The organism is Microbacterium sp. 67-17 (assembly GCF_001898325.1).
In the GTDB taxonomy this organism is placed as follows: Bacteria; Actinomycetota; Actinomycetes; order Actinomycetales; family Microbacteriaceae; genus Microbacterium; species Microbacterium schleiferi.
Genome location: NZ_MKTR01000024.1, coordinates 159,363 through 185,326 on the forward strand (window position 1 = coordinate 159,363; position 25,964 = coordinate 185,326).

The 25,964-nt window shown below is 69.0% G+C and carries 19 protein-coding genes; 9 read left to right on the plus strand and 10 right to left on the minus strand.

Annotated features, from left to right (window positions below):
* Positions 1-57: 57 nt before the first annotated feature.
* Positions 58-933, plus strand: a complete 876-nt coding sequence (gene rfbA, locus BGO47_RS10530) for a glucose-1-phosphate thymidylyltransferase RfbA (protein WP_292711717.1) — start codon at positions 58-60, stop codon at positions 931-933.
* A gap of 75 nt (positions 934-1,008) precedes the next feature.
* Positions 1,009-3,042, plus strand: coding sequence for a rhamnan synthesis F family protein (locus tag BGO47_RS10535; RefSeq protein ID WP_292711718.1), 2,034 nt, complete (start codon positions 1,009-1,011; stop codon positions 3,040-3,042).
* Here the strand turns inward: BGO47_RS10535 and BGO47_RS10540 are convergent, their stop codons facing one another.
* The gene (locus BGO47_RS10540) at positions 3,043-3,900 is read right to left on the minus strand and encodes an NAD(P)-dependent oxidoreductase (protein ID WP_292711720.1); all 858 of its coding nucleotides are present in this window, start codon (positions 3,898-3,900) and stop codon (positions 3,043-3,045) included.
* Complete coding sequence (locus BGO47_RS10545) at positions 3,897-4,997, minus strand: NAD-dependent epimerase/dehydratase family protein (RefSeq protein WP_292711722.1); 1,101 nt, start codon at positions 4,995-4,997, stop codon at positions 3,897-3,899. The genes BGO47_RS10540 and BGO47_RS10545 overlap by 4 nt, the downstream gene beginning before the upstream one ends.
* 100 nt (positions 4,998-5,097) lie before the next feature.
* On the opposite strand from BGO47_RS10545, the gene BGO47_RS10550 reads away from it, so the two are divergent.
* Complete coding sequence (locus tag BGO47_RS10550) at positions 5,098-6,018, plus strand: ABC transporter permease (RefSeq protein ID WP_366246885.1); 921 nt, start codon at positions 5,098-5,100, stop codon at positions 6,016-6,018.
* Positions 6,018-7,214: an ABC transporter ATP-binding protein gene (locus BGO47_RS10555; protein ID WP_292711724.1), complete on the plus strand. Its 1,197-nt coding sequence runs from the start codon at positions 6,018-6,020 to the stop codon at positions 7,212-7,214. Before BGO47_RS10550 ends, BGO47_RS10555 begins: the two co-directional genes overlap by 1 nt.
* Positions 7,215-7,257: 43 nt before the next feature.
* Here the strand turns inward: BGO47_RS10555 and BGO47_RS10560 are convergent, their stop codons facing one another.
* The 5 genes from BGO47_RS10560 to BGO47_RS10580 form a co-directional block, all read right to left on the minus strand.
* Entirely contained in the window at positions 7,258-10,608 is a 3,351-nt protein-coding gene (locus tag BGO47_RS10560; protein WP_292711726.1) for a hypothetical protein, read from the minus strand.
* Positions 10,609-10,734: 126 nt separating this feature from the next.
* Complete coding sequence (locus BGO47_RS10565; protein WP_292711728.1) at positions 10,735-11,487, minus strand: polyprenol monophosphomannose synthase; 753 nt, start codon at positions 11,485-11,487, stop codon at positions 10,735-10,737.
* A gap of 20 nt (positions 11,488-11,507) precedes the next feature.
* Positions 11,508-12,905, minus strand: coding sequence for a DUF6056 family protein (locus BGO47_RS10570; RefSeq protein WP_292711730.1), 1,398 nt, complete (start codon positions 12,903-12,905; stop codon positions 11,508-11,510).
* On the minus strand, positions 12,898-13,929 hold the full coding sequence (locus tag BGO47_RS10575; RefSeq protein WP_292711732.1) for a lysylphosphatidylglycerol synthase transmembrane domain-containing protein: 1,032 nt from the start codon (positions 13,927-13,929) through the stop codon (positions 12,898-12,900). Before BGO47_RS10575 ends, BGO47_RS10570 begins: the two co-directional genes overlap by 8 nt.
* Positions 13,930-13,938: 9 nt before the next feature.
* Positions 13,939-16,083 (minus strand): glycosyltransferase, encoded by a 2,145-nt coding sequence (locus BGO47_RS10580; protein WP_292711734.1) that lies wholly within the window; start codon positions 16,081-16,083, stop codon positions 13,939-13,941.
* 87 nt (positions 16,084-16,170) lie between these two features.
* On the opposite strand from BGO47_RS10580, the gene BGO47_RS10585 reads away from it, so the two are divergent.
* The 3 genes from BGO47_RS10585 to glf are packed head-to-tail and all read left to right on the plus strand — an operon-like array spanning position 16,171 to position 20,057.
* Entirely contained in the window at positions 16,171-17,067 is an 897-nt protein-coding gene (locus BGO47_RS10585; RefSeq protein WP_292711736.1) for a glycosyltransferase, read from the plus strand.
* On the plus strand, positions 17,064-18,875 hold the full coding sequence (locus BGO47_RS10590; RefSeq protein WP_292711738.1) for a glycosyltransferase: 1,812 nt from the start codon (positions 17,064-17,066) through the stop codon (positions 18,873-18,875). Before BGO47_RS10585 ends, BGO47_RS10590 begins: the two co-directional genes overlap by 4 nt.
* 45 nt (positions 18,876-18,920) lie before the next feature.
* Entirely contained in the window at positions 18,921-20,057 is a 1,137-nt protein-coding gene (gene glf, locus BGO47_RS10595; RefSeq protein ID WP_292711740.1) for a UDP-galactopyranose mutase, read from the plus strand.
* Between the two features lie 267 nt (positions 20,058-20,324).
* Here the strand turns inward: glf and BGO47_RS10600 are convergent, their stop codons facing one another.
* The 3 genes from BGO47_RS10600 to BGO47_RS10610 all read right to left on the minus strand — a co-directional run bounded on the left by BGO47_RS10600 (position 20,325) and on the right by BGO47_RS10610 (position 24,175).
* Positions 20,325-21,326, minus strand: a complete 1,002-nt coding sequence (locus tag BGO47_RS10600) for a glycosyltransferase (protein WP_292711742.1) — start codon at positions 21,324-21,326, stop codon at positions 20,325-20,327.
* On the minus strand, positions 21,292-22,686 hold the full coding sequence (locus tag BGO47_RS10605; protein WP_292711744.1) for an O-antigen ligase family protein: 1,395 nt from the start codon (positions 22,684-22,686) through the stop codon (positions 21,292-21,294). Before BGO47_RS10605 ends, BGO47_RS10600 begins: the two co-directional genes overlap by 35 nt.
* 97 nt (positions 22,687-22,783) lie before the next feature.
* A complete protein-coding gene (locus BGO47_RS10610) occupies positions 22,784-24,175 on the minus strand; it encodes an O-antigen ligase family protein (protein WP_292711746.1) in 1,392 nt (463 codons plus the stop codon).
* A gap of 86 nt (positions 24,176-24,261) precedes the next feature.
* Here BGO47_RS10610 and manA point away from each other — a divergent pair, with 86 nt between their 5' ends.
* Both manA and BGO47_RS10620 read left to right on the plus strand, forming a co-directional pair.
* Complete coding sequence (gene manA / locus BGO47_RS10615; protein ID WP_292711748.1) at positions 24,262-25,419, plus strand: mannose-6-phosphate isomerase, class I; 1,158 nt, start codon at positions 24,262-24,264, stop codon at positions 25,417-25,419.
* Positions 25,420-25,571: 152 nt separating this feature from the next.
* On the plus strand, positions 25,572-25,895 hold the full coding sequence (locus BGO47_RS10620) for a WhiB family transcriptional regulator (protein ID WP_228177570.1): 324 nt from the start codon (positions 25,572-25,574) through the stop codon (positions 25,893-25,895).
* Positions 25,896-25,964 lie beyond the last annotated feature (69 nt).

A 25,964-nucleotide genomic window follows, 5' to 3' on the forward strand; every position in this document is an offset into this window, starting at 1 on the left:
ACCGTGCCCCCCTGGCCGCGTTTGGCGACCGGGAGGGGCATGGTTGAGACTGGAGGAATGCGCGGCATCATTCTCGCGGGCGGCACCGGATCGCGTCTGCACCCGATCACCCATGGCATCTCCAAGCAGCTGGTGCCGGTCTACGACAAGCCGATGATCTACTACCCGCTGTCCACGCTGATCCTCGCCGGCATCCGGGACATCCTCATCATCACGACGCCGCAGGACTCGGAGCAGTTCCAGCGGCTGCTGGGGGACGGCTCCCGCTTCGGCATCTCGCTGACCTACCTCACCCAGCCTTCGCCGGACGGCCTGGCTCAGGCGTTCATCCTGGGCGAGGACCACATCGGTTCGGAATCGGCCGCGCTGGTGCTGGGGGACAACATCTTCTACGGGCAGGGTATGGGGACCCGTCTGCGCCAGTATGCCGATCTGGACGGCGGTGTCGTCTTCGGCTACTGGGTGGACGACCCCACCGCCTACGGTGTCGTGGAGTTCGACGACGCCGGGCGCGTGGTCTCCCTCGAGGAGAAGCCGGCCGTTCCCAAGAGCCACTATGCGGTGCCGGGACTCTACTTCTACGACAACCACGTGGTCGAGATCGCGAAAAGCCTGCGGCCCTCGGCACGCGGAGAGCTCGAGATCACCGACCTCAACCGCATCTACCTGGAGCAGGAACGCCTGCGGGTCGAGTTGCTTCCCCGCGGCACCGCTTGGCTCGACACTGGGACCTTCGACTCCCTCAGTGAGGCGACCGAGTTCATCCGTACCGTCCAGAAGCGGCAGGGGCTGTCCATCGGTTGTCCCGAGGAGGTGGCGTGGCGGATGGGCTTCCTCACCGACGACGAACTGTACGAGCGCGCGCAGCCACTGCTCAAGAGCGGCTACGGCCGCTACCTGCTCAATGTGCTGGACCAGGGCCCGCGTTCGTAGCGTCTAGAATCGACCGGTAGCATCGCGCGGCTCGGCGGATCCGGGCGGGCGTGACGAACCGGTGCAGGAGATCGAGTGCAGAGCCCAGAAGAGACGACGACGGCGACGCGCGGCCCCGACGGCGAGACCGTCAAGCGGGTGATCTTCTACCTCTTCTACGACAAGCGCGGCGAGGTCGACGAGTACATCCCGTACAAGCTCGAGGCACTGCGTCCGTTCGCCGACCATCTCTTCGTGATCGTCAACGGCGACCTCACCGAAGGCGGCCGCGCCACGCTGGAAGCCGTCGCCGACACGGTGTGGCAGCGGGAGAACGTCGGGTTCGACGTGTGGGGTTACAAGGAGGCGTTGTCCCACTTCGGCCGCGACCGGCTCGCCGAGTACGACGAGATCGTGCTGATGAACTACACCTGGTTCGGCCCTGTGCGCCCCTTCGCGCCGCTGTTTGAGCGGATGGAGGCGACGGGCGCGGACTTCTGGGGCGTGACCGACTACGGCGAGGAGACGCCGAACCCGTTCACGAAGAAGGGCATCCTGCACCGTCACATTCAATCGCACTGGATCGCGGTGCGTCCGCGGATGTTCCTCTCGCCGGAGTGGGAGGAGTACTGGCGGACGATGCCGCCGATCACGACGTACCTGGAGTCGGTGCTCAACCACGAGTCGCGGTTTACGCACCACTTCGAGCAGTGCGGGTTCACCTCGGCGGTGGCTTACCCGGAGGCGGAATACCCGACGCAGCATCCGGCGCTACTGAACGCCGACCTGCTCCTGGACGACGGCTGTCCCATTCTCAAGCGCCGGCCGTTCTTCCACTACCCGCCCTATCTGGACCAGCACGCCGTGATCGGTCGCTGGACCATCGACCGGGCCGAGCACTACGGCTACCCGGTGCGGATGATGTGGCAAAACCTGGCCCGCAACTCGCCGCCGAAGACGCTGAACGCCGACGCAGCGATGCTGGAGATCCTGCCCGACGTCGACGTCTCGTACGATCCTTCGAACCCGCTGCGCCTTGCGGCGATCATCCACATTTTTTACGAAGACATGACCGACGAGCTGCTCGACCGGGCCGTCTTGCTGCCGAGTCCTGTCGACGTCTACATCACCACGACGGATGCCGAGAAGGCGGCGACGATCGAGACGATAATTCGTGAGCGCGCCGACGAGCGGATCGCGCGGTCGGAGGTGCGCGTGCTCCCCTCCAACCGCGGGCGCGACCTCAGCGCCTTCTTCATCGCGTGCCGCGATGTGCTGCGCAGCGGTGCGTACGACCTCATCGTCAAGATCCACTCCAAGAAGACCGTGCAGGACTCCTTCAACGCCGGGCGCTACTTCAAGCTGCAGCAGCTGGACAACGTCCTGAACTCCGCGGGGTTCGCCGCGAACGCCGTTGCGCTTTTCCAGAAGGAGCCCGGGCTGGGAATGGTGTTCCCGCCCATGATCCACATCGGTTACCCGACGATGGGACGCGGCTGGTACGGGAACCGGCCGCGCACCGAGGAACTGTGCGAGGAGCTCGGGATCCGCGTCCCGCTCGACGAGATCTCCCCGCTGGCCCCCTACGGCTGCATGTGGATGGTCCGTCCGGAGGCGCTGCGGCTCATGACGGATCGCGAATGGCGCTACGACGAGTACGCGCCGCCTTCGCAGCATCGCGACGGCAGCCTCGCGCATGTCCAGGAGCGGCTCATCGCGTATGCCGCGGCAGAGCTGGGGTACCACGTGCGGACGATCGGCAGCGCGGAGCAGATGGCTATCAGCCATACCGCGCTGGATTTCAAACTCGATCAGATGGGCGCCACGATGCCCGGGTATCCGATCGACCAGATCCAGTTCCTGCACCGCGCCGGCTGGCTCGGGTACGGCGGCATCGTCGCGCTCACCCGCGTCTATCTGAAACTCAATCACCCCCGCATCGCGCGGGCCCTCAAGCCCCTGGACCGTCCGGCTCGCACCCTGCACCACTGGCTGTGGCGCCTGCGCCACCCGGGTGAGTGGAGCAGGATCCAGGCGGCGGCCGAGGAGTCCCACTCGGATGCGGACACCGGCGACCTCGCCGACGCCGCCGCAAGCGAGGACGGCGAGGGCCTACCGAACGGCGTCTGATCAGTCCGGCAACGCGGCCATGATCTCGTGGATGCGCGTCGCATCGCCCCATACGGCCGGGGAGTCGTAGGGACGATCCGGGAATGCGCCGTACTCCAGGGTGATCGGCAGGCCGCGGCTGCGGATGAACCACTCGACCTGGTCGGCAAGCGATACCGGTTCGCCGGAGGAGCAGTTGATCACGCCGCGGGCATCGTCGTCGAGGGCGACGGCCGCCAGCTGTCGGCCGAGCTCCTCGACGGCGATGAAGTCGTACTTGTTGCGCCCGGTCGTGAAGGGAAAGGTGCTCTTCCCGGCCGCCACTGCCTCCAGCAGTCGCGCGAAGATCGAGTTGCTGTGGCGGTCGTCGCCGAAGATGTAGTAGCACCGCGCCCAGACCAAGCGGACGTCCTCAGGAAGGCCCAGTTCGAGCGACCGGCGCAGGGCGTCCTTCGCGACGCCGTAGAGCGATCGGGGGTTGGTGGGCGTGCCGGCGTCGATCGCACCCTCCCAGTACCCCACCTCATGCATCGTGCCTAGCGCCACGACCGCGTCGACGCCCGCTGCCGCGGCGCGTCGTAGGAACGCGTAGTGCGCGGACAGCTCCAGCATGTGGGCGGGAGAGTTGTGCACGAAGCCGTCGCGCCACGCCAGATGCACCAGCGCCCGCGCCTCCGCCAGCCCGTCCGGAAGGGTGTCCTCGGCGAGAATGTCGAACTCCACCCGTCGGGCACGCGGGTCCAGTGCCGCGCCCGACCCCGGCCGCACCACGGCGATCACGGGGACGCCGCGGTCCGCCAGGGCGGTGACGACGTGACGGCCGATATAGCCGCCGGCGCCGGTGACGACGACAGGCGCGTCGAAGGGGGTGTCGGTCACGCTGGGTCCTCCTCGTGGTCGGCGAGATACCACCGGGCGTAGGCGGCGATGCCCTCATGCCAGGCGATCTCGGGTCGCCATCCGAGCTCGTGCTCGGCGGCATCGGTCGTGCACCAGGTATGGCGGACGTCGCCGTCGCGGAAGGCTCCGGTCACGTGCGGTGACCCCCCGCCCATCGTCGCGCTGATCGTCTCGGCGACGTCGAGGATCGGCGCGCCGACCCCGCACCCGATGTCCAGGGTCCGCACGCTCGTCGCCGGCGGTTCCGCGCACGCGGCCGCGAAGGCGCGTGTGACGTCGGCGATGTGCACGAAGTCCCGCCGCATCGCGCCGTCCTCGTACACCTCGAGGCTCTCCCCGCGGGCGGCCCGCTGCACCAGCAGAGGGAGGAGCCCGGTGTACGGGTTGAGCAGCGATTGGCCGGGACCATACACATTCTGCAGCCGCAAGACGCTCAGCGGCACGTCCCGCGCGCACGACCACGACGACAAGAACGACTCTTGGGCGAGCTTGGTTGCGCCGTAGATGCTCGTCGGATGAGGCATGGTCTCGCCGGCGACGGCCGGAAGCGGTTCGCTGCCGGGGAAGTCCCAGTGGCCGGCGAGAAGCTGCTGGTGGCTGCGCTGGCCGGGGCTGAACCGGCGTCCGGTAGCGACCTCGCGCCACATGCCCTCGCCGTAGACGGCGCGACTGGAGGCGAGGAGGACATGCGCCGGGCGGGTCCCGTGGCGCGTGAACGCATCCAGCATCGCGGCGGTGCCCCCCACGTTGACATCCGCGAAGCGTGTGGCGTGCTCTAGCGAGAGCCCGGTGTCCGTCTCGGCGGCCAGATGGATCACCAGATCCGGTGTCCATTCTCCGAGCAGCTCGTCCCAGGTCTGCGCGCGGGTGATGTCGGCGACGACCAAGTGCGCACCGCTAGGCAGTGGCACCTGCGGGTCGGTTCCGTGCGTCCGCGGATTCAGATTGTCCACCGCGACCCACCGCTGCGCCGCAGAGGCCATTGCCGCCGCAAGGGATCGGCCGATGAAACCGGCGCCTCCGGTGACGAGGACGGTTCCGAGAGCCGGCGTCGTCGGATGCGGCGGGTAGCGCATCGTTCGATTCTAGCGGGTAGGTCCGAGCAAGCTGGGAGAGCGCATATCGGGCCCCGGCGTCTGACGGGGTAGAGTGGAACGTCCGTGCCCGCGAGCCCGAGTGGTGACGTTGAAGACCGAAGAACGATTCCGCCGTCTTGCCGCGGAGCCCTTCAAGACGATGGATTCGCGCGGTCTGCGCACATCCGGCCGGGGCGGCAAGCTAGGTGAGTTGTTCGCGCGCCGCGAGCTGCTCGGCTTGCTGATCCGTCGCGACCTGCAGGCGCGCTACCGCGACAGCTTCCTTGGGTTCGTGTGGACCCTTATCAAGCCGATCATCCAGTTCCTGATGTACTACATCGTGCTGGGGCAGTTCCTGCGCGCGGCGGAGGGCATCGACGACTTCGCCATCTACCTGTTCGCGGGTCTGACGCTTTACATGTTCTTCTCGGAGATGGTCTTCGGCTCGACGGTGTCGATCCTCAGCAATGCCGGCCTGGTGAAGAAGATCTACCTGCCCCGCGAGGTGTTCCCGCTGGCGGGGATCGGCGCGGCCGGGTTCATGTTCGCGGTCCAGACCGTCGTGCTGCTCATCGCCGCGCTGATCTTCCAGGCGCTGCCGGCGCCGGTGAACATGCTGTGGTTCTTCCCGTCCGTGCTGCTGATCCTGGTGTACGGGCTGGCGATCGGGCTGTTCCTGTCGGCGCTGAACGTCTACCTGCGCGACATCCAGTACCTCACCGATGTCGTCATGATGCTGGCGATGTGGGGTTCGCCGATCGTGTACTCGTGGCAGATGGTGAAGTCGATCTTCGCCGAGATGGGCCTTCCTGGCTGGGCGCTCGAGATCTACGTCAACAACCCCATCACACTTGGCGTCCTGGGGTTCCACCGGGCGTTCTGGGGGGCTGGGACCGCCGATGACTATCCGTCGCAACTCGGTCTGCGGATGCTCATCGCCGGCCTGATCGGCTTGGTGCTCCTGTTCATATCCCACCGCGTGTTCACGCGGCTCCAGGGCAACTTCGCGCAGGAGCTGTGATGAAACAGGAGCAGATCGCCCGTCCCGAAATCGTCCGCGTCGAGGGGGTGACGAAGCGTTTCCGCGTTCGCAAGGACAACACGCTCAAAGAGCGGGTCGTCCACCTCGGCAGGCGGGGACGCGCGCACCGCCAGGACTTCGTGGCTATCGACGACGTCAGCCTCTCGATCGAGGCGGGCACCACCGTCGGCCTCCTCGGCGCCAACGGCTCCGGCAAGAGCACGCTGCTCAAGCTCATCGGGGGCATCGTTGCCCCAACCACCGGCACGGTCAGCACACGCGGCTCGATGGCCGCATTGTTGGAACTGGGAGCGGGGTTCCACCCTGACCTCAGCGGGCGCGAGAACGTGTACCTCAACGCCTCGATCCTGGGGCTCAGCCGCGCCGAGGTCGACGAGCAGTTCGAGTCGATCCTGGAGTTCAGCGGGATCGGGGACTTCATCGACACCCAGGTGAAGTTCTACTCCTCGGGGATGTTCGTCCGGCTCGCGTTCGCGGTGGCGGTGCACACAGACCCCGACATCCTCCTCGTCGACGAGGTGCTGGCGGTGGGGGACGAGGCGTTCCAGCGCAAGTGCATGGACCGAATTGCCCAGTTCCGCGCCGAGGGGCGCACGATCATTCTCGTGAGCCATTCGGCCGCGCAGGTGAGTGAGCTGTGCGACCGTGGCATCGTCCTCAAGGACGGCGACGTCGTCTTCGACGGCGACGTCGATGAGGCCGTGTCGGCGCTGCGGGACGTGCTGGAGGGCCGGCGGATCGGCGAGGCCCGTGTCGAGGAGACCACGCACCCGATCGAAGTGCGGTCGGTGGAGGTCGTGGACGCCTCGGGCCGGACACCGGATGCGTTCCGTGACGGCGACGAGCTCCTGGTGCGGGTGCACGTGGACGTGCTCCGCCCGATCGACGAGTGGGAGGCGGGCTTCAGCATCGACACACCGCTCGGGCAGATGGTGCTGGCATCCAACACTGAGCGTCTGAGCGTTGATCTCGGCGCCATCGCCGGGCCGCGCACCGTAGAGTTCCGCGTTGCGAGCGCGCACTTCGGCAGCGGCGAGTACTACGTCAACGCCAACGCCACGTATGTCGACGGCGGGACCTCTCACTCCCTCATGCAGGGCGCGATGTTCACGGTACGCAGCAGCGCGACGGCGATCGGCACCGTCGGCGCCACCGTCGGCGTGTCCGCCACCTGATCCGCGCTCCTGCAGCGGCCCACTGCGCGGCGGCTCCCGCCGGTCAGTGCAGCGCGCCGTCAGCGAGCACCCACACGCGGGTGGGCACGCCGTAGGTGGCGCTGATCCACCTCAGGGCATCATCATTGGCGACGGCCTGCAGGCCGCCGGAGACGAGGTAGACCTGGGTGCTCGCCGACTCGCGTGCGAAGAAGGGGCGCGTCTCTCGGCCGGCGGAGGGCAGGCCCGTCCACCCCTTCGCTCCGATGGCGGTGAAGACGAGCGACCCCATCGCGTCGGTGGGAACGCCCAGCCAGCCGTCCACCGTCAGCACGTACGCGTTGCCTTCGCTCGTCATCCGCAGCGGCAGGACCCCGGTGGCGGGCTGCGCATTCAACGAATCGGCTGTCAGCCGCACGACGCCGGCGAGCACGCCCGGTGTGCGCGCGGCCGCGGGAAGATCCCACCGCTCGCCGCCCTCGGTCACCACGCGGAAACCGTTCACGCCGTCGCTGTACGCGCCTGCCGCGATGACCGGGTCTCCGACGGCCAGTGCACCGACGAGCTCGGCGGAGACGACCGTGACCCTGTCGGAGATGCCGTAGCGGGCCAGGATCGACAGCGCCGGCACCTCGCGGCGCTTGCCGTCCTGCAGCAGCCAGCGCACACCGTCCGGTGCCTGCACCACGGCAGTGAGCGGCCCGCGATCGGTGAGATAGGCCAGGTCCGCGCTGCTGACCGTGGGAAGCGTCTCGCAGACGCCGCCCAGGTCGCGGACCTGATTGCAGGAATCCAGCCGGTAGCGCACCGTGCCGTCGACGAGGACGAAGCTGCCGTCTGCTGCCCGCATGATCCGCTCGAATCGAGGGCGGAGGGCGCTGAGGACCCCGGGCGCTCCGACCCACTCCCGGGCGGAGACGCCGAAGTAGGCCGAGATCCAGGCTCGTTCTGTCGCGTCGGCCGTGGACTGCAGGAAGCCGCCGGACAGCAGGTACGTCACACCCGAGCTGCTCTCGCGCAGGAAGTGCGCGCCGCGCGCTTGGGCGAGGGGGAGACCCTCGTACGCACGAGAACCGAGTGTCGTGAAGGCACCGTTGCCCCCGTACATGGCCGCCTCGACCTCGAGCCAGCCGCTGTCGACCAGCACGAACGCGCGGCCGTCGGAGATCATCCGGGTCGGCAGGGTGCCCGTGCTGGGGAGGCGCGTCAGCGACTCCTCGGTGAGCACGCGAGCGGCGCGGGCGAATGCGAGACCCCGCGCGTCGGTTGGGAGTTCGTAGCCGCCCGCTCGTGTGGTCACCTTCACGGCGTCGCCGCCGGCGCGGTATGCGCCGGGAGCGACCACCGGCTCGCCGACCGGCAGCGACGAGATCGCCTCCGCGGACACCGACGAAGCGACGGCGGGGATGCCGTACGGCGGCAGGAGGGTCAGGTCGAGCACCTGGCGTCGCGCGCCGCCTTGGATCAGCCATTGGATCCCGGAGGGCTCGCGCACCACACGCTGCAGGGTCCCGGGCCGCTCGTAGCCGTTCAGCTCGCCGGCGGCCAGAGTGGGAACGGTGTTGCAGTCGGCGCCGAGATCCCGGACCATGTCGCAACCCGGCACCACGAAGGCGCGGCGCTGGTCGAAGAAGTACAGGGTGCCGTCACCGGCGCGGGCGAGCCCTGACCGCTGCGACTGGGCCAGCCCCGACAGTGCGCCGTCGGCGAGCGCCCACACGCGCGGGTTCACCCCGAACATGCGGGTGATGGCTGACTGATCGGCTGTGGTGACCGCCTGCTTCTGACCGGACACCAGGTAGACCTGGGGATCGGTGTGTTCGCGCGCGAAATGGGGTAGACGGTCGGTCCCGATGACCCGCAGCGCATCCCAGGCGCGATCCGGCACGGACGTGAAGGCGGCGTCGCCTCCGTAGACGGCCGCGGAGACCTTGAGCCAGCCCTCGTCCGCCAGTACGTAGGACTCGCCTGCGGAGCGGATGCGGGTCGGGAGCACGCCGTTGCTGCCAAGCATGTCGAACGACGGCGCGGTGAGGTTCCGCGCACCGGAGAACGCCGATGACCGTGCCGCTGCCGCGGGGACGTCGTAGGTGCCGCCGCCGGTGACGGCCTTCACTTTGGTTCCCTCGGTGTACACGCCTGAGGTGACGACGGGGCCGGAGAGGGTGTACTCCGAGAGCATCGCCTCAGACACCGTCGAGGTGACCGAGGGGATGCCGAACATGGCGAGCAGGGACGCGTCGGGCACTTCGCGGCGCACCGAGGACTGGATGAGCCAGGTGCGTCCCGTGTCAGATGAGGTGACCAGCCGACGGAGGTAGCCGCCGTCCCCGTACCGCAGCACCTGCCCCCATCCTGCGATGGGCAAACGGTCGCAGTCCCAGCCGAACTCGGACGCGACCGAGCAGTTCTCAACGATGAAGCGTTTGCCGCTGTCCAGGAGGACGATGGTTCCGTCGGTGATGCGCACCGCGCGCGGGGCGTCACCGCCGTCTTGCAGCACGTCCAGCTGGGACTGGCTGATCTGGCGCACGCTGCCGAGCCAGGTGAACTGCGCGAGCCTCTCGTCGGTGGGGATGCGGTAGCGCACAGTGCCGGTGGACAGGTAGGCGGTGTTGCTCCCGCTGACGCGAACGACCATCAGCGGATCCTCCGTAGGGGAGCCGAACCAGTCTGACCACAGGCGCCAGAAGTTGCGGTTGCCGTAGGAGGAGCACCCGTCACCCGTGCCGTAGAGGTTCGCCAGCGCGGCGGCATTGGGCTGGTAGGGCGTGTAGTTATACAAACCTGCCGTCGCGGCATTGCGGATGAAGACGCGGCCGGTTCCGCAGCCGGCGTTGGGGTTCCAGTAGACGTCGTTCCACGCGTTCGCCTGGTGGCGGAACCACTGCGGGTTCAGGCGGTATACCTGGAACTGCCGCGCGCCGTAGTACACCTGGTAGAAGAAGCTCCCGAACGCCGGGTCGCACGGTGCCGTGTCCGGGCAGTTGAAGCCCGTGGCGGCCTCGAAGCTGCGCTTGGTCGGCATTGTCGAGGTCACCAGGCTCTGCTCCTTCTGCAGGAGCACGAGCAGCGCCTTCTGGCTGATGCGGCAGGCTTGGCCCACGCGCGCGATGATGCCCGCGGCTGAGTCGTTGGTCACCGCGGGCATCGCGGCGCAGTACTGGCTCGCGGGCATCGCGGGGGTGGACTGCCGGTAGTTGAACAGGCAGGCGAACGACGAGTTGCACGTGGAGTTCTGCCGCTGGATGAAGCTCTGCACCGCGCCGGTGTCCATCGCGTTGCCGTCGTACATGTTCTCATCGCTGATGATGTAGCCGGCATTGAATTCCGAGGCGACCGCGGCCTGCGCGGGGGGCGTCGCCGCGGGAACCGCGACCAGCGCGAGAGTGAGCACCAGCACCGCCGATGCCATTGATGCCATCCAGGCCGTCAGCGGCCGGCGGGCGCGCCGTCTCCACACCTTCACCACTCACCAATTATTGAGGGAAGGGCCGGGATTAGTGGTAGCGCGGCGCGCGCGGCGGGGATCCGGGCCAGCTCAGGCGCGGCGGAACGGGCGGGTCAGGGCGCGTCCGAGGCGCTGGAAGCCCCACTGCGTGACCCGCAGCATCGCCTCCACGACGATGCCGCCGCTCATCTTCGACTCGCCGAGCTCACGCTCGCGGAACTCGATGGGCACCTCGACCACGCGGCGACCCGACGCCACCACGCGGCGGGTCATGTCGATCTGGAAGCAGTACCCGCGGGACTCGATCGAACCCAGATCGAGCTCCTCGAGCACGGCGGTCGGGTACACGCGGTAGCCGGCGGTGACATCGCGCACCGGCACGCCCAGCGCGATGCGGGCGTACAGGCTCCCGGCGCGGCTGATGAGTTGACGGCTTGCGGGCCAGTTCACGACGCTGCCGCCGGGCACCCAGCGCGAGCCGATCACCCCGCCCACCGTCGCGGCGTCTGGGCGCTGGAAAACCGCGAGCATCGCGGGGAGGCGCTCCGGTGGGTGCGAGCCGTCTGCATCCATCTCGACGACGAGCGCGTAATCGTGGTCGGCCGCATACCGGAAGCCCGCTAGATAGGCGCCGCCCAGCCCGTTCTTGGTCTCCCGCTGCAGCAGGTGGATCCGCGGGTCCGCGGCGATCATCTCCTGCACGATTTCGGCCGTGCCGTCGGGGCTGCCGTCGTCGACGACGAGAACGTCGGCGTCCGGCACGGCGGCGAGGGCGCGACCAAGGATGAGGGGGATATTCTCCCGCTCGTTGTACGTCGGGACGATGATCAGGGTGGACGTCATGAGAACTTTCGCTACGGGTGTCAGCCTTGCACGAGGCCGACGGCCACGGCCGCGTACTGGTACCCGGCTACCACGACGATCGGGCCGGCGGCCAGCCATGCGTGAGGGCGCTGACGCAGAACCCAGACGAGCATACAGAATCCGCCGATGAGGATCACCAGCGCCGGGATGAATACCACGCGCGGACCCGAGGCGTACATCGACGCGGACAGGGTGATGGCAGCCAGCGCCGCTGCTGCACCGAAGATCAGGAGCGACACCAGCGCCCCGAGCCGGCTGCGAAGCAGCGCGAACGGAGCGAGCGCGGTTGCCAGCAGCAGGAGCAGCCAGAAAGCCAGGACGGCGGCCGGCACGAGCCCCTGCGGGTTCTCCAGCCAGCCGGGGTACAGAGCGTAAAGCCCCGTCCCCGAGGCGAGTGAGCGGATGAAGACGGTCGACAGCCCGACGATCGCGACGAGGGCCACGACGTGATCCAGCGCCGTTCGGGAGCGCCGCAGTGCGAAATAGCCGCCCAGCAGCGTCGCCCAGACCAGCGGCAGTGCCATCCCGCCGTGGTTGACCAGACCGTCGACCACGAAGCGCACCGCGGAAGGCAGACGCTCCGACAGTGGCGTGAGCGGGAACTCGGGGAGCCACACGCTCGCGTCGATTGTCGAGCGCTGCGCGTTCCCGGGCGCGCCCATGAGGATCGCGAACCCCACCGCGGCGGACGCAGCGACCGGGCCGGCGGTGGCCAGGCTCCGCCAGGACGCGCGGCGGCGCGCGGCCGCGAGGGCGCGCTCGCCGAAGACGAGGACGGCCAGGACCAGGAGGATCGCGCCCACCTGCTCGGCCGACACGGCCGCGACGAACGCCGCCGCCACCGCGCCGACGACCCACGGCCACGCCAGCCGCGGGGCGGGGGAGTACATCCTCGCCAGCGGGTAGAACCCCGCGAGGGCGAAGGGCATCAGCCAGAAGTAGTTCATGCTCCCGGTGACCCACGTGTACCCGCCGTTGAGGACGGGGACGTCCAGGAGGAACACCAGCGCACCGGCGATCAGCACGTATCCGGCGGTGGTGCGGTCGTCGGCGGCCGGACGGGCGAGGCGCGCGTACAGGACGAGGATCGCGACGAATGCGACGCTGAGCACGAGGCTCGCCAACTGCCACCAGATGAGCGGGGCTGTGGTGAAAACGTACAGCCACGCCTCGGGGAAGATCCGACCGCTCCACGACTCGTACCGATAGGCGATCCAGTCCCCGATGGTGGGGAAGGGGGCGATGTTCAGGGCGAACGTGAAGTCGTCGGTGCCGTCCCGGCGCTGCACGAGCAGCAGCACCACGGCGTAGGCGAGCGTGACCAGCCCGTAGGACACGAACGTCGCACGGCGGCGCGGATGCGCGACGGGGTGATCGGTGGCGAGAGCGTTAGACATCGGCGTACTCCGTCGATCGGATATCGGCGTTGTGCAGGCGGCGGCGCATCGCGAAGGCCGCCAGCGCGGCGACGCCCGCGGTGAGCAGGTCTCCCACCGTGAACATGCCCCGTGAGACCAGGGAGATCGCGGAGGCCTCGCCGGCGGACAGGGTGAGGCCGAGGATCCCGATCAGCACGGCCTCGCGCACGCCGACCCCGGACGGTAGCACGAACGCGAACAGCCCGGCGGTGAACCCGAGGCTCAGAGCGGCCGACATCACGACGATGTACATCGGCGAGACCGACCCGTCCGTGAGCAGCCAGAGATGTACGCCGTAGAGCAGATAGGACGCAAGGCACCACGCCACGGCGAGGACGATGGTGCGCGCACGCACGCGGTGCTCCAGCGGCGGTCGGCGGAAGATCCTCAGGGCGAGGTTGGCTAGGAACGTCATCACCGGCGGCAGCAGGCACACCAGGCCTACCGGAAGCAGGGCGAACAGCCACAGCAGTTGCTCATGGCCGGCGGCGATCTGAGGCAGCGCCACGGCGCCGATGACGAGCGAGCACACCACGCCGATCCCCGCAGCGTACAGTGACGTCACGAGCACACGGGCGCGCGCGATGCCGTATTGCCGTCCGAGCTCCATCTGCAGCACGTACGCCCAGACGGAGCCGGGCACGTACTTGCCGAGCTGACCGACCAGCATGATCTGCGCGCCGCGTACGAAGGGGACCGGGTGGCCGAGTCCGTCAAGAAGTGTGGTCCACACCACCACGTTGCACATCAGGCCCGCCAGCAACACGACGAAGGAGGCGCCCACCCACCACCCGTTCATCTCCAGCAGCGCCGAGCGCACCGGATCCCACATGCGCACGAAGTACCAGACCGCGAAGACGACGACGGCCACTATCAGCGCGTAGCGGAACACCAGCAGGGCGATCTTTAACGCGCGCCGCCGCGGGGAATCCGGCACTGCCGCCGGCGCGGGCGTCCGGGTCAGGTCTCCCTCGGAAGGGACGGAGGGAGGTCCGGAAGTCACCGACGGATTCTAACAGCCAGCCTCGCGCGTTCCTGCCCGGCTCGCCAGCTCGCGTGCCGCCTGCACGAGCGTGGCGGCACGGGCGTCGAACGAGTGGTCCCGGCGGATGCGTTCGGAGACGGTCGCGACCGCCGCATCGGCGCCGAACAGCGCGTCGACGGGCCGAGACAACAGGGCAACGAGGTCCTCCGGGGTGTCGAAGGTGACCAGCGCGGGGCCGAAGACGTCCTCGATGCCCGTCACATGGTCGCTGATCACGCGCCCGCCGGCGGCGACGACGTCGTAGGGCCGATTGGAGATGAACCCCTCCGCCTGCATGGCCGGCCAATGGTCGTTGAGCACCGCCGCCGCGGTCTCGTACCGCAGCGGGAGCTCGGCGTTGGGGATACCGGTGGCGGCGATGTTCGCGGCGGGGATGTAGCCCCGCCAGTCCGGGCCGTACACGCGGAGGGGGATGCCCGCGCGGATGGGGGTGACCACCGCGGGGCGCGCGATGCCGCGGGCGGTGCCAACGAAGACGAGGTCATCGCCCCGGACGGCGCCGGTGGTGCGGAAGCGGTGGGCGTCGGTGCACTGCAGGAGGGGGAGCACGGGGAGACCGAACCGGTGGGACGCCCGTGCGGCCCAGGGGATGGATGCGGCGAACACGCGGTCGAAGCCCGCCACCTCTTCACGGGTGATCTCATCGGGATGGCTGATCACCCACAGGATGGACCTCCCCGTGCTCGGCGGATCGATCCGGCGGGGTCCGCGCAGCACAAGGGTGATGTCGTCCAGTGCTGTGGAGGGCCGTTCCCGGGCGTCGTAGGCGTCGATGACGACCTCTTCGCCGAGGCGGCGCAGCGCCGCCGCGATCCCGCGCGCGAAGTGCGTGTCGCCCCAGGACTCCCCGGCGAGGCCGGCGGGCGAGGCCGTACGGATCGCCCAGCGGCGCGGTGCGGGGGTCACGCGTGCCAGGCGCAGCCGCCCGTCGGGGTCCACGCCGGCGGGGCGCAGGCCCGCGGGGCGCAGGATGCCGGCGATGTCGTCCGTCGTCGCCGGTGCGGAGCCGGCCGGGGCCGCAGCAGGCGCGAACACGGTCGCGGTGAGCAGCGTCTGCGGCGTGCCGCCCCCGCCAGCCGGAACGGCGAAGGTCCCGCCCGCCAGGGCGGGGACGTCGATGCGCTCGCCCAGTCGGGCGGCGTCCTCGCGCGGGTGCCCGGCAAGCAGATGGCGGACCGCCCCGTCGACGCGCACGAGCCCCGCGGAGGCGATCGTGCCGTCCGGGGCGAGCCACAGCGGGGCGGTGGGGCGGCTGCGCCCCGCGTCGGCCAGGGCGAGCGCATCGGCGGCGCTCAGGCGTGCACCCGCCCCGCGGACGAGCACCACACCGTCCGCCGGCGCGGCCGCCGCGTCGGAGATGGCGCCGCGTGAGACCGTGCATCCGTCGAGCCACAGCGACAGCAGGCTGGCCTGGATCCACTCGTCCGGGGTGGGGTCGCGCAGCAGCAGGCAGGTTCGCAGCGGGCGCGCACCGGCGATGACCGACGCGAGGGCGAGGGTCTCGTCGGCGTCCTCCTCGGGGCCGATCTCGGCCTGCAGTTCCAGCTCGGCATTCACGTCCGCGTCGGAGCGGAGCGTGACCGCCACCCGTCGGCGGGACTGCTCCGCGGCCTGTCGCGCGCGCTCACGCACCTCCGACCACGGGACGGGGCGGATGCGCGCGCCGCAGCCGAGCGGCACCGGCGAGCCCGCGCGTGCGGCGCGGAAGAGATGGCCGAGCGGGCCGGCAGGATCCTCGCGGGCCTCCGGGTGCGCGGCGAGGTAGCCCGGCGCGTCCCAATTGGGGCTGACCTCGATCCGGTCGCGGTCGTTGACGAGATATGCGTAGAGCGCGGGCACGCGGTCGGCGTCCGAAAGCTGGCGGGACGCCGTGGCTTCGCAGAACAGCGGGTTCATGCTGAGCCCGGCACGGTGCCCGCCGCGGACGTAGGCGCGGACTGCGGCTCGCTCGCCGACGCGGCGACCCAGCTGTGCGCCGACGTGGCTGACGTCGACGATGCGCGCGCGCCGGATCCGGCGGGCCCACCACATCCGGTCGGCCAGGGCGAGCAGGCTCCCGACTCCCGGCCAGCTTCGCGCGGCGCGCCACGCGGCGCGGAGTCGGCGGATCACGCCCCGATTATACGAGCGGGCTCTCAGCGCCGCGGTGATAACCTCGCGTCGACCGACGGTCCGCCCGGGCCGGCTGCGAGGAGGATCATGTCCGACGTCGATGAGCCGCGCGTCGGGATCGTGATCCGCACCAAGAACCGGCCCTGGTTCCTGCGCCGCGCACTCGCGGATATCGTGGCGCAGCGGTTCGAAGGCTGGACCGCGGTGATCGTCAACGACGGAGGCGATCCCGCGCCGGTGGAACAAGCCGTGACGGAGCATTCGGGCACCGCGAACCGCCTGCGGGTGGTCCACCACGAGGCGCCGCGCGGACGCTCGGCAGCGGCCAACGCCGGACTGGCGGTGCTGACGACGGAGTTCGTGGTGCTGCACGATGATGACGACCTGTGGGATCCGGACTTTCTCCGGGCGGCGGTCGATCGGCTCGACGCCCATCCCGGCGATGCCGGGGTGATGGTACGCACGGAAATCGTCTACGAGGCCGAGCGCGACGGCGCCTTCGTGGAGGTGGGGCGTGCGCCGTTCTGGCCGGAGATGACCTCGGTCTCCTACGGCGAATTCCTTCAGGTCAACCGCGCAGTGCCGATCGGCCATCTCTACCGACGCCGTCTTCACGACGAACTGGGCGGGTATCGCGAAGACCTCCATGCGGTCGAGGACTGGGAGTTCACGCTGCGGGTGCTCCAGCGCTACGACATCGGCTTCCTGGGCGCGCGCCCACTGGCTTTCTGGATGCAGCGGCGGGGGGTCGCCGGTGAACTCGGTAACAGCATGTTCGCCCTCGCCGCCGATCACGACATTTACGACCGCCGTGTCCGGGACGAGGCACTGCGCGCATGGGTGCGAGGCCAGGGTGACGGTCTGCCGCTCTACCTGGCGCGCGTGGTGCGCGACGAGGTCGCCCGCCAGTTGGACGAACGGTTGTCCCTGGGCCAGCGCGCCGCGCGATCCCTGCGACGCCTGCGGGATCGGTGGCGCCGGTGACGCCGGAGGTCCCCGCGGGCGCCGTCATCCACCGCCTCCCGTTTGCGGGCGTCGGTGAGCCGGAGCTGTACGCGACGGTGCGCGGCGCAGTCGATCGTAGCCGCAGCCGCCTCTCGCTCGCCGCGGGCGGGTCACTGTCCTGGCAGACGTACTTCGGGTCCCTCCCCACGGCGGTGTGGCAACGCCACACCGCCGTGCGCCGTGTCGCGTTGCGCGCGACCGTCGTCGGCGCCGCGACCGCAACGGTGCGCGGCCTCACCGCGGCCGGCACGGTCCGCGAACTGGCGCGCGGCGCCGTCGCAGACGGCGGGCTGGACGTCGCGGTCGACGTCGGTGACGTCGGCACCGTGTGGGCCGAGGTGTGCACGGAGACCGGCGCTGTCGTTTCGGATGCACGTTGGGAGAGCGAGACCGTCCCGGCGGCACCCGCCCGCGCTGTCGTCTGCGTCACGACGTTCGACCGCGAGGCGGACTGTATCCGCCTCTTGCGCGATCTGGCGGACCCGGAGATCTCCGATCGGGTCGCACGCGTGGTGGTCGTGGACCAGGGCTCGCGAGATCTGAAGGCCGGAGCGGGGTTCGAGGCGGCCTCCGCCGCGCTGGGTGACCGCCTCGAGGTGATCCGCCAGGCGAACCTCGGCGGATCGGGAGGCTTCAGCCGTGGAATTGTCGCGGCCGATGACGCCGGGGGGGAGTGGGCGCTGCTGGTCGACGACGACGTTCGCATCGAGCCGGAAGGGATCCGCCGGCTGCTCGCCTTCGCGGAGCGCACCCCGGTGCCGGCCGTCGTCGGGGCGCAGATGCTCAGCCTCGTCGCCCCGCGGATCCTCCACACGTGGGGTGAGCGTGTGGACCGGGACGCGTTCTGGTGGGAGCCGGTCGCGCCCTCTCTTGACGACGTGGATGTCGTCGCCACCATCGCCGACCCGGCGACGGCGCGCGCGTACGACGTGGACTTCAACGGCTGGTGGATGTGCCTGGTGCCTCTGGCCGCGGTGCGGCGCGTGGGCGCGGCCATGCCGCTGTTCATCAAGTGGGACGACGTTGAGTTCGGCCTTCGCGCACAGGCGGCCGGTCACCCGGTCGTCACGTTGCCCGGCGCGGCACTCTGGCACATGCCCTGGACGGCCAAGGACGACGGCCTGGACTGGCAGGCGTATTTCCAGCTGCGCAACCGCCTCGTCGCAGCGTTGATGCACTCGCCCCGACGACGCGGCGGGCGGGTGCTGCGGGATACCTGGACGCAGGATGTCAACCACGTGCTGTGTCTGCAGTACGGCGCGGCAGCGGTGCGACGCGCGGCGCTCGCGGATGTGCTGCGCGGCCCATCGCATCTGCTGCCGTCGCTGCGCAACCGGGCCGGTGAGGTCCGCTCCTTCCTCGCCGAGGGTGGTCACACCGTCCGGGCCGAGGCGGAGCTGCCCGCGACCGTGCCCGCCGCCCCGGCCGCTCCCTCCGGCCGTCGCTCGGTCGGGGCGCGGCTGCTGCGCGTGCTGGCGCATCAGCTCCGGCGCAGCCGCCCGCCCGCCCCGATCCCGCGCCTTCCCCGCGCGTCGGGGAAGTGGTGGAGCCTGGGACTCATGGATGCGGCGGTCGTCGACAGCGCGACCGGCAGGGGCGCCTTCCTCCTGACGAGGTCCCGTCGCCGCTGCGCTGCGCTGCTGAGGGACGCGACGGTGCTGCGCATCCGGCTGTGGTTGCGGTGGCCGCAACTGGCGGCCCAGTACCGAGCCGAGGCGCAGCTGGCGTCGCTCGGATCCTGGCGTGCGGTGTTCGCCGATCCGAGCACCATGCCCAGGTCCCGGTAGACTCGTCCGCGGCCGATCATCCCCATCCCGAAGGTGACTCCCGACATGGATCTACTCGTCGTCGGCTCCGGCTTCTTCGGGCTGACTATCGCCGAGCGCGCCGCGTCGGCTGGGCGGCGGGTGACCGTCATCGATCGCCGACCGCACATCGGTGGCAACGCCTACAGCGAGGACGATCCCGACACCGGCATCGAAGTGCACCGATACGGCGCGCACCTGTTCCACACTTCCACGCCTGCGGTGTGGGAGTACGTCAACCGGTTCACGGCGTTCACGCCCTACGTCCACCGCGTGTACACCACCCATCGCGGGGTGGTCTATCCGCTGCCGATCAGTCTCGGCACGATCAACCAGTTCTTCCAGGCGGCGTACACCCCGGATCAGGCGCGCGCGCTGGTGCGCGAGCAGGCCGGCGAGTTCGATCCCCAGCGCGCCGCCAACCTGGAGGAGCGTGCGATCGGCCTGATCGGACGGCCGCTGTACGAGGCGTTCATCCGGGACTACACCGCCAAGCAGTGGCAGACCGACCCGAAGGACCTCCCGGCGGAGGTGATCTCGCGACTGCCGGTGCGCTACAGCTACGACAACCGCTACTTCAATGACACCTGGGAGGGCCTGCCCGTCGACGGATACACCGCGTGGCTCGAGCGGATGGCCGACCATCCTCGCATCGAGGTGCGCCTGGAGACGGACTTCTTCGACAGGACCCAGCCGTTGCACAAGCAGGCCGTGGTCGGGCAGGTGCCGGTGGTCTACACCGGACCGCTGGATCGGTACTTTGACGAGGCGGAGGGAGAGCTGTCGTGGCGAACGCTGGATTTCGCACGCGACGTGCTCGAGACAGGGGACTTCCAGGGCACCAGCGTGATGAACTACGCCGACGCCGATGTTCCCTACACTCGAATCCACGAGTTCCGACACTTCCACCCGGAACGCGCTGACCGATACCCGCGCGACCGCACCGTCATCGTCCGGGAGTATTCCCGTTTCGCCACCCGTGAGGACGAGCCGTACTATCCGGTGGCGGCGCCGGCCGACCGCGCGCGCGTGCTGGCGTACCGCGAGCGGGCGTCGCTCGAGCCGGACGTGCACTTCGGCGGCCGGCTCGGGACGTACCAATACCTGGACATGCACATGGCCATCGGCTCCGCGCTGTCGATGTGGCAGAACCGGCTGGCATGATGACCGCCGACGTCCGCGCGCGACGACCCGGCTCGCCGCCGCTCGTCGCTGCTGCCGTGGGCGTGGTTCAACGCCGCCCGTCACGGCTCACCCGCGACGTCAACCTTTCACGTGCGACGTCAACGTGGACGCGCGCTTGGTGCGCTCCACGGCAATACCGCGGAGTATCCCGGTCAACCGGTTTGTGCTGAGCAAGGGCGTTGAGTTTCTGTTCTCGCTGGCGATGGACGCGTCGATCGGCGAGGTGCTGGAGCGCTAGAACGCCGACTACGCCACCGGCCGAGCCGACAGTTCCAGCGGCGGCATCGGCTGCCAGGAGCGGTCCTGCGCGATGGCGCGGCCGTCGCGCAAGCCCCGGAACAGGTGCCGGGTGCCACGGACGGTGCGCTCCACGACCAGGAGCCGGATGAGCTCCTTCACGAAGGTGAGAGTCGTGCCGGCGGCGAACAGCGCGGGGTGGTAAACGCCGAGACTGCGGTAGTACTGCTTGATCAGCGCCCGGTTGCGCATGATGTAGTACCGATAGGCGTCACTTGAGGCATTCATGTGGCGAATGCCCATATCCCACTGTTTGATCTCGCGCGTGCGTCGAAGGACGAACTCGTTCACGATCACGGATGTCGTGATTCGCGATGCGAGCCACCCGTAGACCTGGTCATCCCAGTAGATGAAGAAGCGCGGGTCGGGGAGCCCGATCCGGCCGACGACGTCGCGATGTATGAACATCCCCTCAAAGCATCCGGAGTTCATCTCCTTGAAGCCTGATTCGTCGAACTCCGCCGGGGCGAAGGGGATCGGGATGCCCATCCGGGCAGCGATGCGGTACTGCCAGTAGAACTCGCTGCCATCGAAATCGTATCGGCGACCCTGGATGGAGCGGAAGCGCCTTGACCATCGACCCATCTTGGCGAGCCCGTCGGGGATCACTTCGACGTCGTCGTCCATGAGCCACATCCACTCGGAGCCAAGCTCGTAGGCTGTCTGCATTCCTGCGCTGAACCCGCCGGACCCGCCGGTATTGGTCTCGAGGCGGCGGTAGACGAGCTCGGTGCCGATCCGCTCGCGGAATGACTCAACGACCTCGGTGGTGTCATCCGAGGAGGCGTTGTCGATCACAACGACGTGTCCGGGCTTCGGATCCATCTCCCCGATGCTCGTGAGGAGACGGGAGAGCAGCCCCGACCGATTGAACGTGACAGCGACGATCGTCGCTGTCGACGGGTCGAAGCTCGAGTCAGACGAAGTCGGGTTCTGGTTCGCGGCGCGCATGTCTCGACGATCCTATCTGCGACGCCCTGTCAGGAGGCTGCAGCTTCGCCAGGAACAGCACTGTCAGCATCCACCCCCACAGCAGGAGCGGGCTGGACTCGGTAATTCCCTGGATGACGACGATCACCCCGACCGCGACGGGGAGGAGCGAAACCGTGGCGGTAACGCGGTCGTCACGGCGCTGCCAGCGGTGGTGGCGCACCGCGAACACCCACGTGCGCCATACGAAGAGCGCATAGAGGGCGGCAAGCACTACCACGCCGACCACGCCGAGCTGGAACCACACGTCGACCCAGACACTATGGGCCTGGATGATGTGCAGGCCTCGGGGCATCACGATCCAGTCGGAGAATGCCGGATCCCACGGGATCCACGGTGTGGCGAACCCATTGCCGACGACCGGCTGAGCCGCCCCGCGAGAGAAGACGAGATCCCAGATCTCGGTGCGGTCGGTCAGGTCTCCGTCGCGGCCGAGGAACGACAGGATGCCGCGCCGCATGAGCCACGCGAGGCCTGCAGCGATCGCCGCGAGGGTCGCCGCCGCGACGTATACGCGCAGGCGACCCGCTGTCGTGCGTGCAATGCGTGCGGCGAGCAGAATGACAAGCGCGAGCGCGAGCACGGCTGTCGCGATGAATGCGGTCGCCGATTCGGTGCGAACCAACAGATACGCCGAGACTGCAAGTACCGCGATGAAGATGCCCCGCTGGTGTCGCTCGACAGCCAGACGAATGCTGACCACGACCACTGCGAGCAGCGCCAGCATCGCGAGCAGGTTGGCGTTGCCGACGATCCCATCGAGGCGGCCGCCGGTGAACAGCTGGGCGCTCGTCCAGATATCACTACGCTCGGTGTGCGCATCCACGGCGGCAAACTCGATTCCGACCGGACCACCCACGATGAGGGCGGCCCACGCTTCGAAGGCGACCGAGAACGCCATGACGGCAGCGAGCGCCCAGGCGAGTGCTGAGACGAGTTGGCGCCAGGTGAGCATCGCGGCAAGGGCGATGCCAACGAGCGTCGTCGCCGCGAGCAGAGCCCACGTCAGCGCCGTTGTCTCGGGCCACCGCGACCAGGCAATGCTGGCTCCAGCCCATCCCGTGAAGGCAAGCGCAGTCCACGGCAGGGCGCGCCACTGCGGGGCGCGGATGACGCGCAGGGCGAGAATCGCAACTCCCGCACACGCGACGATGCCGGCGGCAGCGGCCGCGGGTGCGCCGAACGCCGCCGCCCATCCGGGTGCCGTGAAGGCGATGAAGAAGACGACGCCGGCCCACACATGCGGGGCGCGGCGCAGCGAGATCGTGGTGGAAGGGGCGACGACAGGAAGGGTGGCCGTAGGGGCTCCGAAAACCGTCATCAATGGCCACGCTAGCTGGCCGAGATCACAGATCGGTCACAGACTCCCGAGCCTTCCCACCGAATCCGACGCGACCGGGAACAGTCGGAATCGGTGGTCACGGCGTGCGCAAGAGCTCTCCGCGCTCGATCGCGAGGCGCTGTTCAGCGGGCCCCTCGCCGATATGCGGAGACTGCTTGATCTTGGAGCCGAGCAGGATCATCAGCATCCATCCCCAGCCCATCAGCGGCGCCGTCTCGGCAAGCCCCTGGACGAGAAGTACCGCGGCGGTGAGCGTCGGTAGCAGGGTCAGCGCCGAGTAGGGCCGGTCCGCCCGCAGATCCCAGCGTGGCCGGTCGACGGCGAAGAACCACGAGCGCCACACGAACGCCAGGTAGGCGAACCCGAGGAGGAAGACACCGACGATGCCGAGTTGGAAAAGGATGTCGACCCACACGCTGTGTGCCTGCGTGACCTGTCTGCCATCGAGCACGATCCAGTCCTGGAAGGCCGGATCCCACGGCAGCCAGGGTGTTGCGAAGCCGCCACCGACCGCGAGGTGGTCGCCTGCGCGTTGGAGGACGGCGGTCCAGATCGTCTCGCGATCCAAGAGGTCAGCCGTTCGGTCAAGCGCGGTGAACACGGGGGCCCGCCAGATCCAGAGCGCGATCGCGCCAGCTGCGCCGATGATCGCATAACCGATGTAGTAGCGCGTGCGCTCACCGGGTCTGCGCGCGGTGCGCATCAGCAGCACGGTGGTCAGGACGAGTGCGACCCCGGCAGCGGTGAACCAGGCGGTCACGGATGCCGCAAGCACGAGCGTCAGGACGGACAGCCCGATCCACACCCCGAGCATGATCCGGCGCGACTCACGCGCGGCGAACTCGATCGTGAACACGATGACCGCGAGCAGGGCGATCATGCCGAGCAGGTTCGGGTTCCCGATGACGCCGTCGATGCGCGCGCCGGCGAAGATACCGCCGCTGATCCACTCGGGGGCGCCTGCTGCGGCATCCGTCTCGAACCCTGCGTACAGCGCGCCGCCGACGAGCCACGCCACCAGGATCTCGGCGAGAAGGGACAGCCCGATGACCCAGCCGAGGGCTGCCCCGATTGCGCGGACGATCTCTCGCCAGGTGAGCACGCTCGCGATGGCGATCCCCTGGAAGGTCGTGGCAACCAGCAGCAGCCACGTGAGTGCGGATGTCTCGCGCCATCCCGACCACGCGATAGACAGCCCGGCCCACAGGATGAATGTCCCGGCGATCCAGGGCAGCCGTCGCCACTGGAACGGCGGTCGGATGACGGCAACCATGACCGCAGACCCCGCGACGATCACACCACCGACGATCGCCGTGACGGGCACGCCGAATCCGAGCACCCAGCCCGGAGCGGTGAAGGCGAAGAAGAGGCTGAAGACCATCCATCCGCGCAGCAGAAGATGCCGGGTGCGCTCCCGCTCTGGAGCGACCGGCGGCGCCGAAGCTGGATGACGGCTGAAGCGGGCCATGGTGCTCTCAGGCTACCGCTCAGCGTCTGCCCGATGCGGGGGAGTAGTGGCGTGGATGGTGCCGCTGCCGTCGGTACGCTGGTCGCGTGCTGGTTCCGCTCACGAACACGCCCCGCGACTACGCCTGGGGGTCCACGACTCTGATCGCCGGACTCGAGGGACGGACCCCGACCGGTGCGCCCGAGGCCGAAGTGTGGTTCGGGGATCACCCCGGCCACCCGGCGCGCGTACCGGACGGTCGGACTCTCGGCGAGTGGCTCACCTCTGCCGACGCGCCCGAGGGCACCCCGGAGCGACTGCCGTATCTGCTGAAGATCCTCGCTGCCGGTTCGCCGCTGTCGATTCAGGCTCATCCTTCGAAGGTGCAAGCCGAGGAGGGCTTCGCACGCGAGGAGGCCGAGGGGACACCGCGTGACGCTGCAACGCGGACCTATCGGGACGACAACCACAAACCCGAGATCATCGTCGCGCTCAGCGAGCGGTTCCTCGCCCTGGCAGGATTGCGCGACCTCGCTGCCACTCGGCGGCTTCTCGGCGCCGTCGGGGACGCGACCGCACCCCTGCGGACCGTTCTCGACGCGCATCCGGATGACGCGGCGGCGCTCGCGGCAGCACTGGCCTGGATTCTCTCGCCGGCAGCAGGTCCGCAGGTGAGTGAGATCATCGCCGCGGCGACGGATGCGGCATCCGAAGAGTTCGCGGACGAGTTGGAGCTCGTGCGCCACCTGCAGAGCCACTACCCCGGCGATCCCGGCATCGTCGTCGCCATGCTCCTGAACCTGGTCATCCTGCGTCGAGGTCAGGGAGTGTTCGTTCCGGCCGGCGTGCTGCACGCGTACATCGAAGGTCTCGGCGTCGAGATCATGGCTGCCAGTGACAACGTGCTGCGTGGGGGACTGACGCCCAAACACATCGACGTGTCCGAACTCACCGCGATCCTCGATCCGCGTCCGGGACCGGCGCCTGTGCTCGATCCGGCCGCGGCCCCGACACGCATATTCGCGGGGGGCGTCCCTGATTTCGTTCTGACGCAGGTGACGGCGGATTCCCGCGCCGCTGCCGAGGTTCGCATGAGCGGCATTGCGATCGCCGTCGCGACCTCCGGTGAGGTCGAGGTCACGGGTACGGCTACCCGCGATCGACACACGCTCCGCCCCGGATCGGCAGTCCTCATCACCCCGGATGAAGGGTCGGTCTCGATCTCGGGATCCGGCGAGGTCTTCATCGCCGAACCCGGACGGTAGTCATCACCCGCGACACGCCGGGAATTCCGCCAAGAAGGTTAAGGCGGCGATTGAGGGTTTACGATCTGCGACTTGACCGCAGCGAACTACACCGGTGTAATTACTGCAACACGCTGACCGCGTGGGGGAGTTCTTGAGGTGGGGAGAACGACATGTCGGCTTCGCAGTATCGGTCGGGTGTGCCGGACAACTGGTTCGTCGACCCGGTGCATCTCGGTGTGCCCGGTGTACGTCGCGTCGACCCCGAAGACGAGAACGCGCTCGCCTGGCAGACCGACGCGCTGTGCGCGCAGACCGATCCCGAGGCGTTCTTCCCCGAGAAGGGCGGCTCTACGCGAGACGCCAAGCGCATCTGCAGTTCGTGCGATGTGCGCGGCGAGTGCCTGGAGTATGCGCTCCAAAACGACGAGCGGTTCGGGATCTGGGGCGGGCTCAGCGAGCGTGAGCGCCGCAAGCTCAAGCGGCGGGCGAGCTGACCGCCTGCGGGGCCGCAGCGCCCACGTGAGCCCTCGACCGGAAACGCCGGGCCCAAGGCGCCTGGGGCG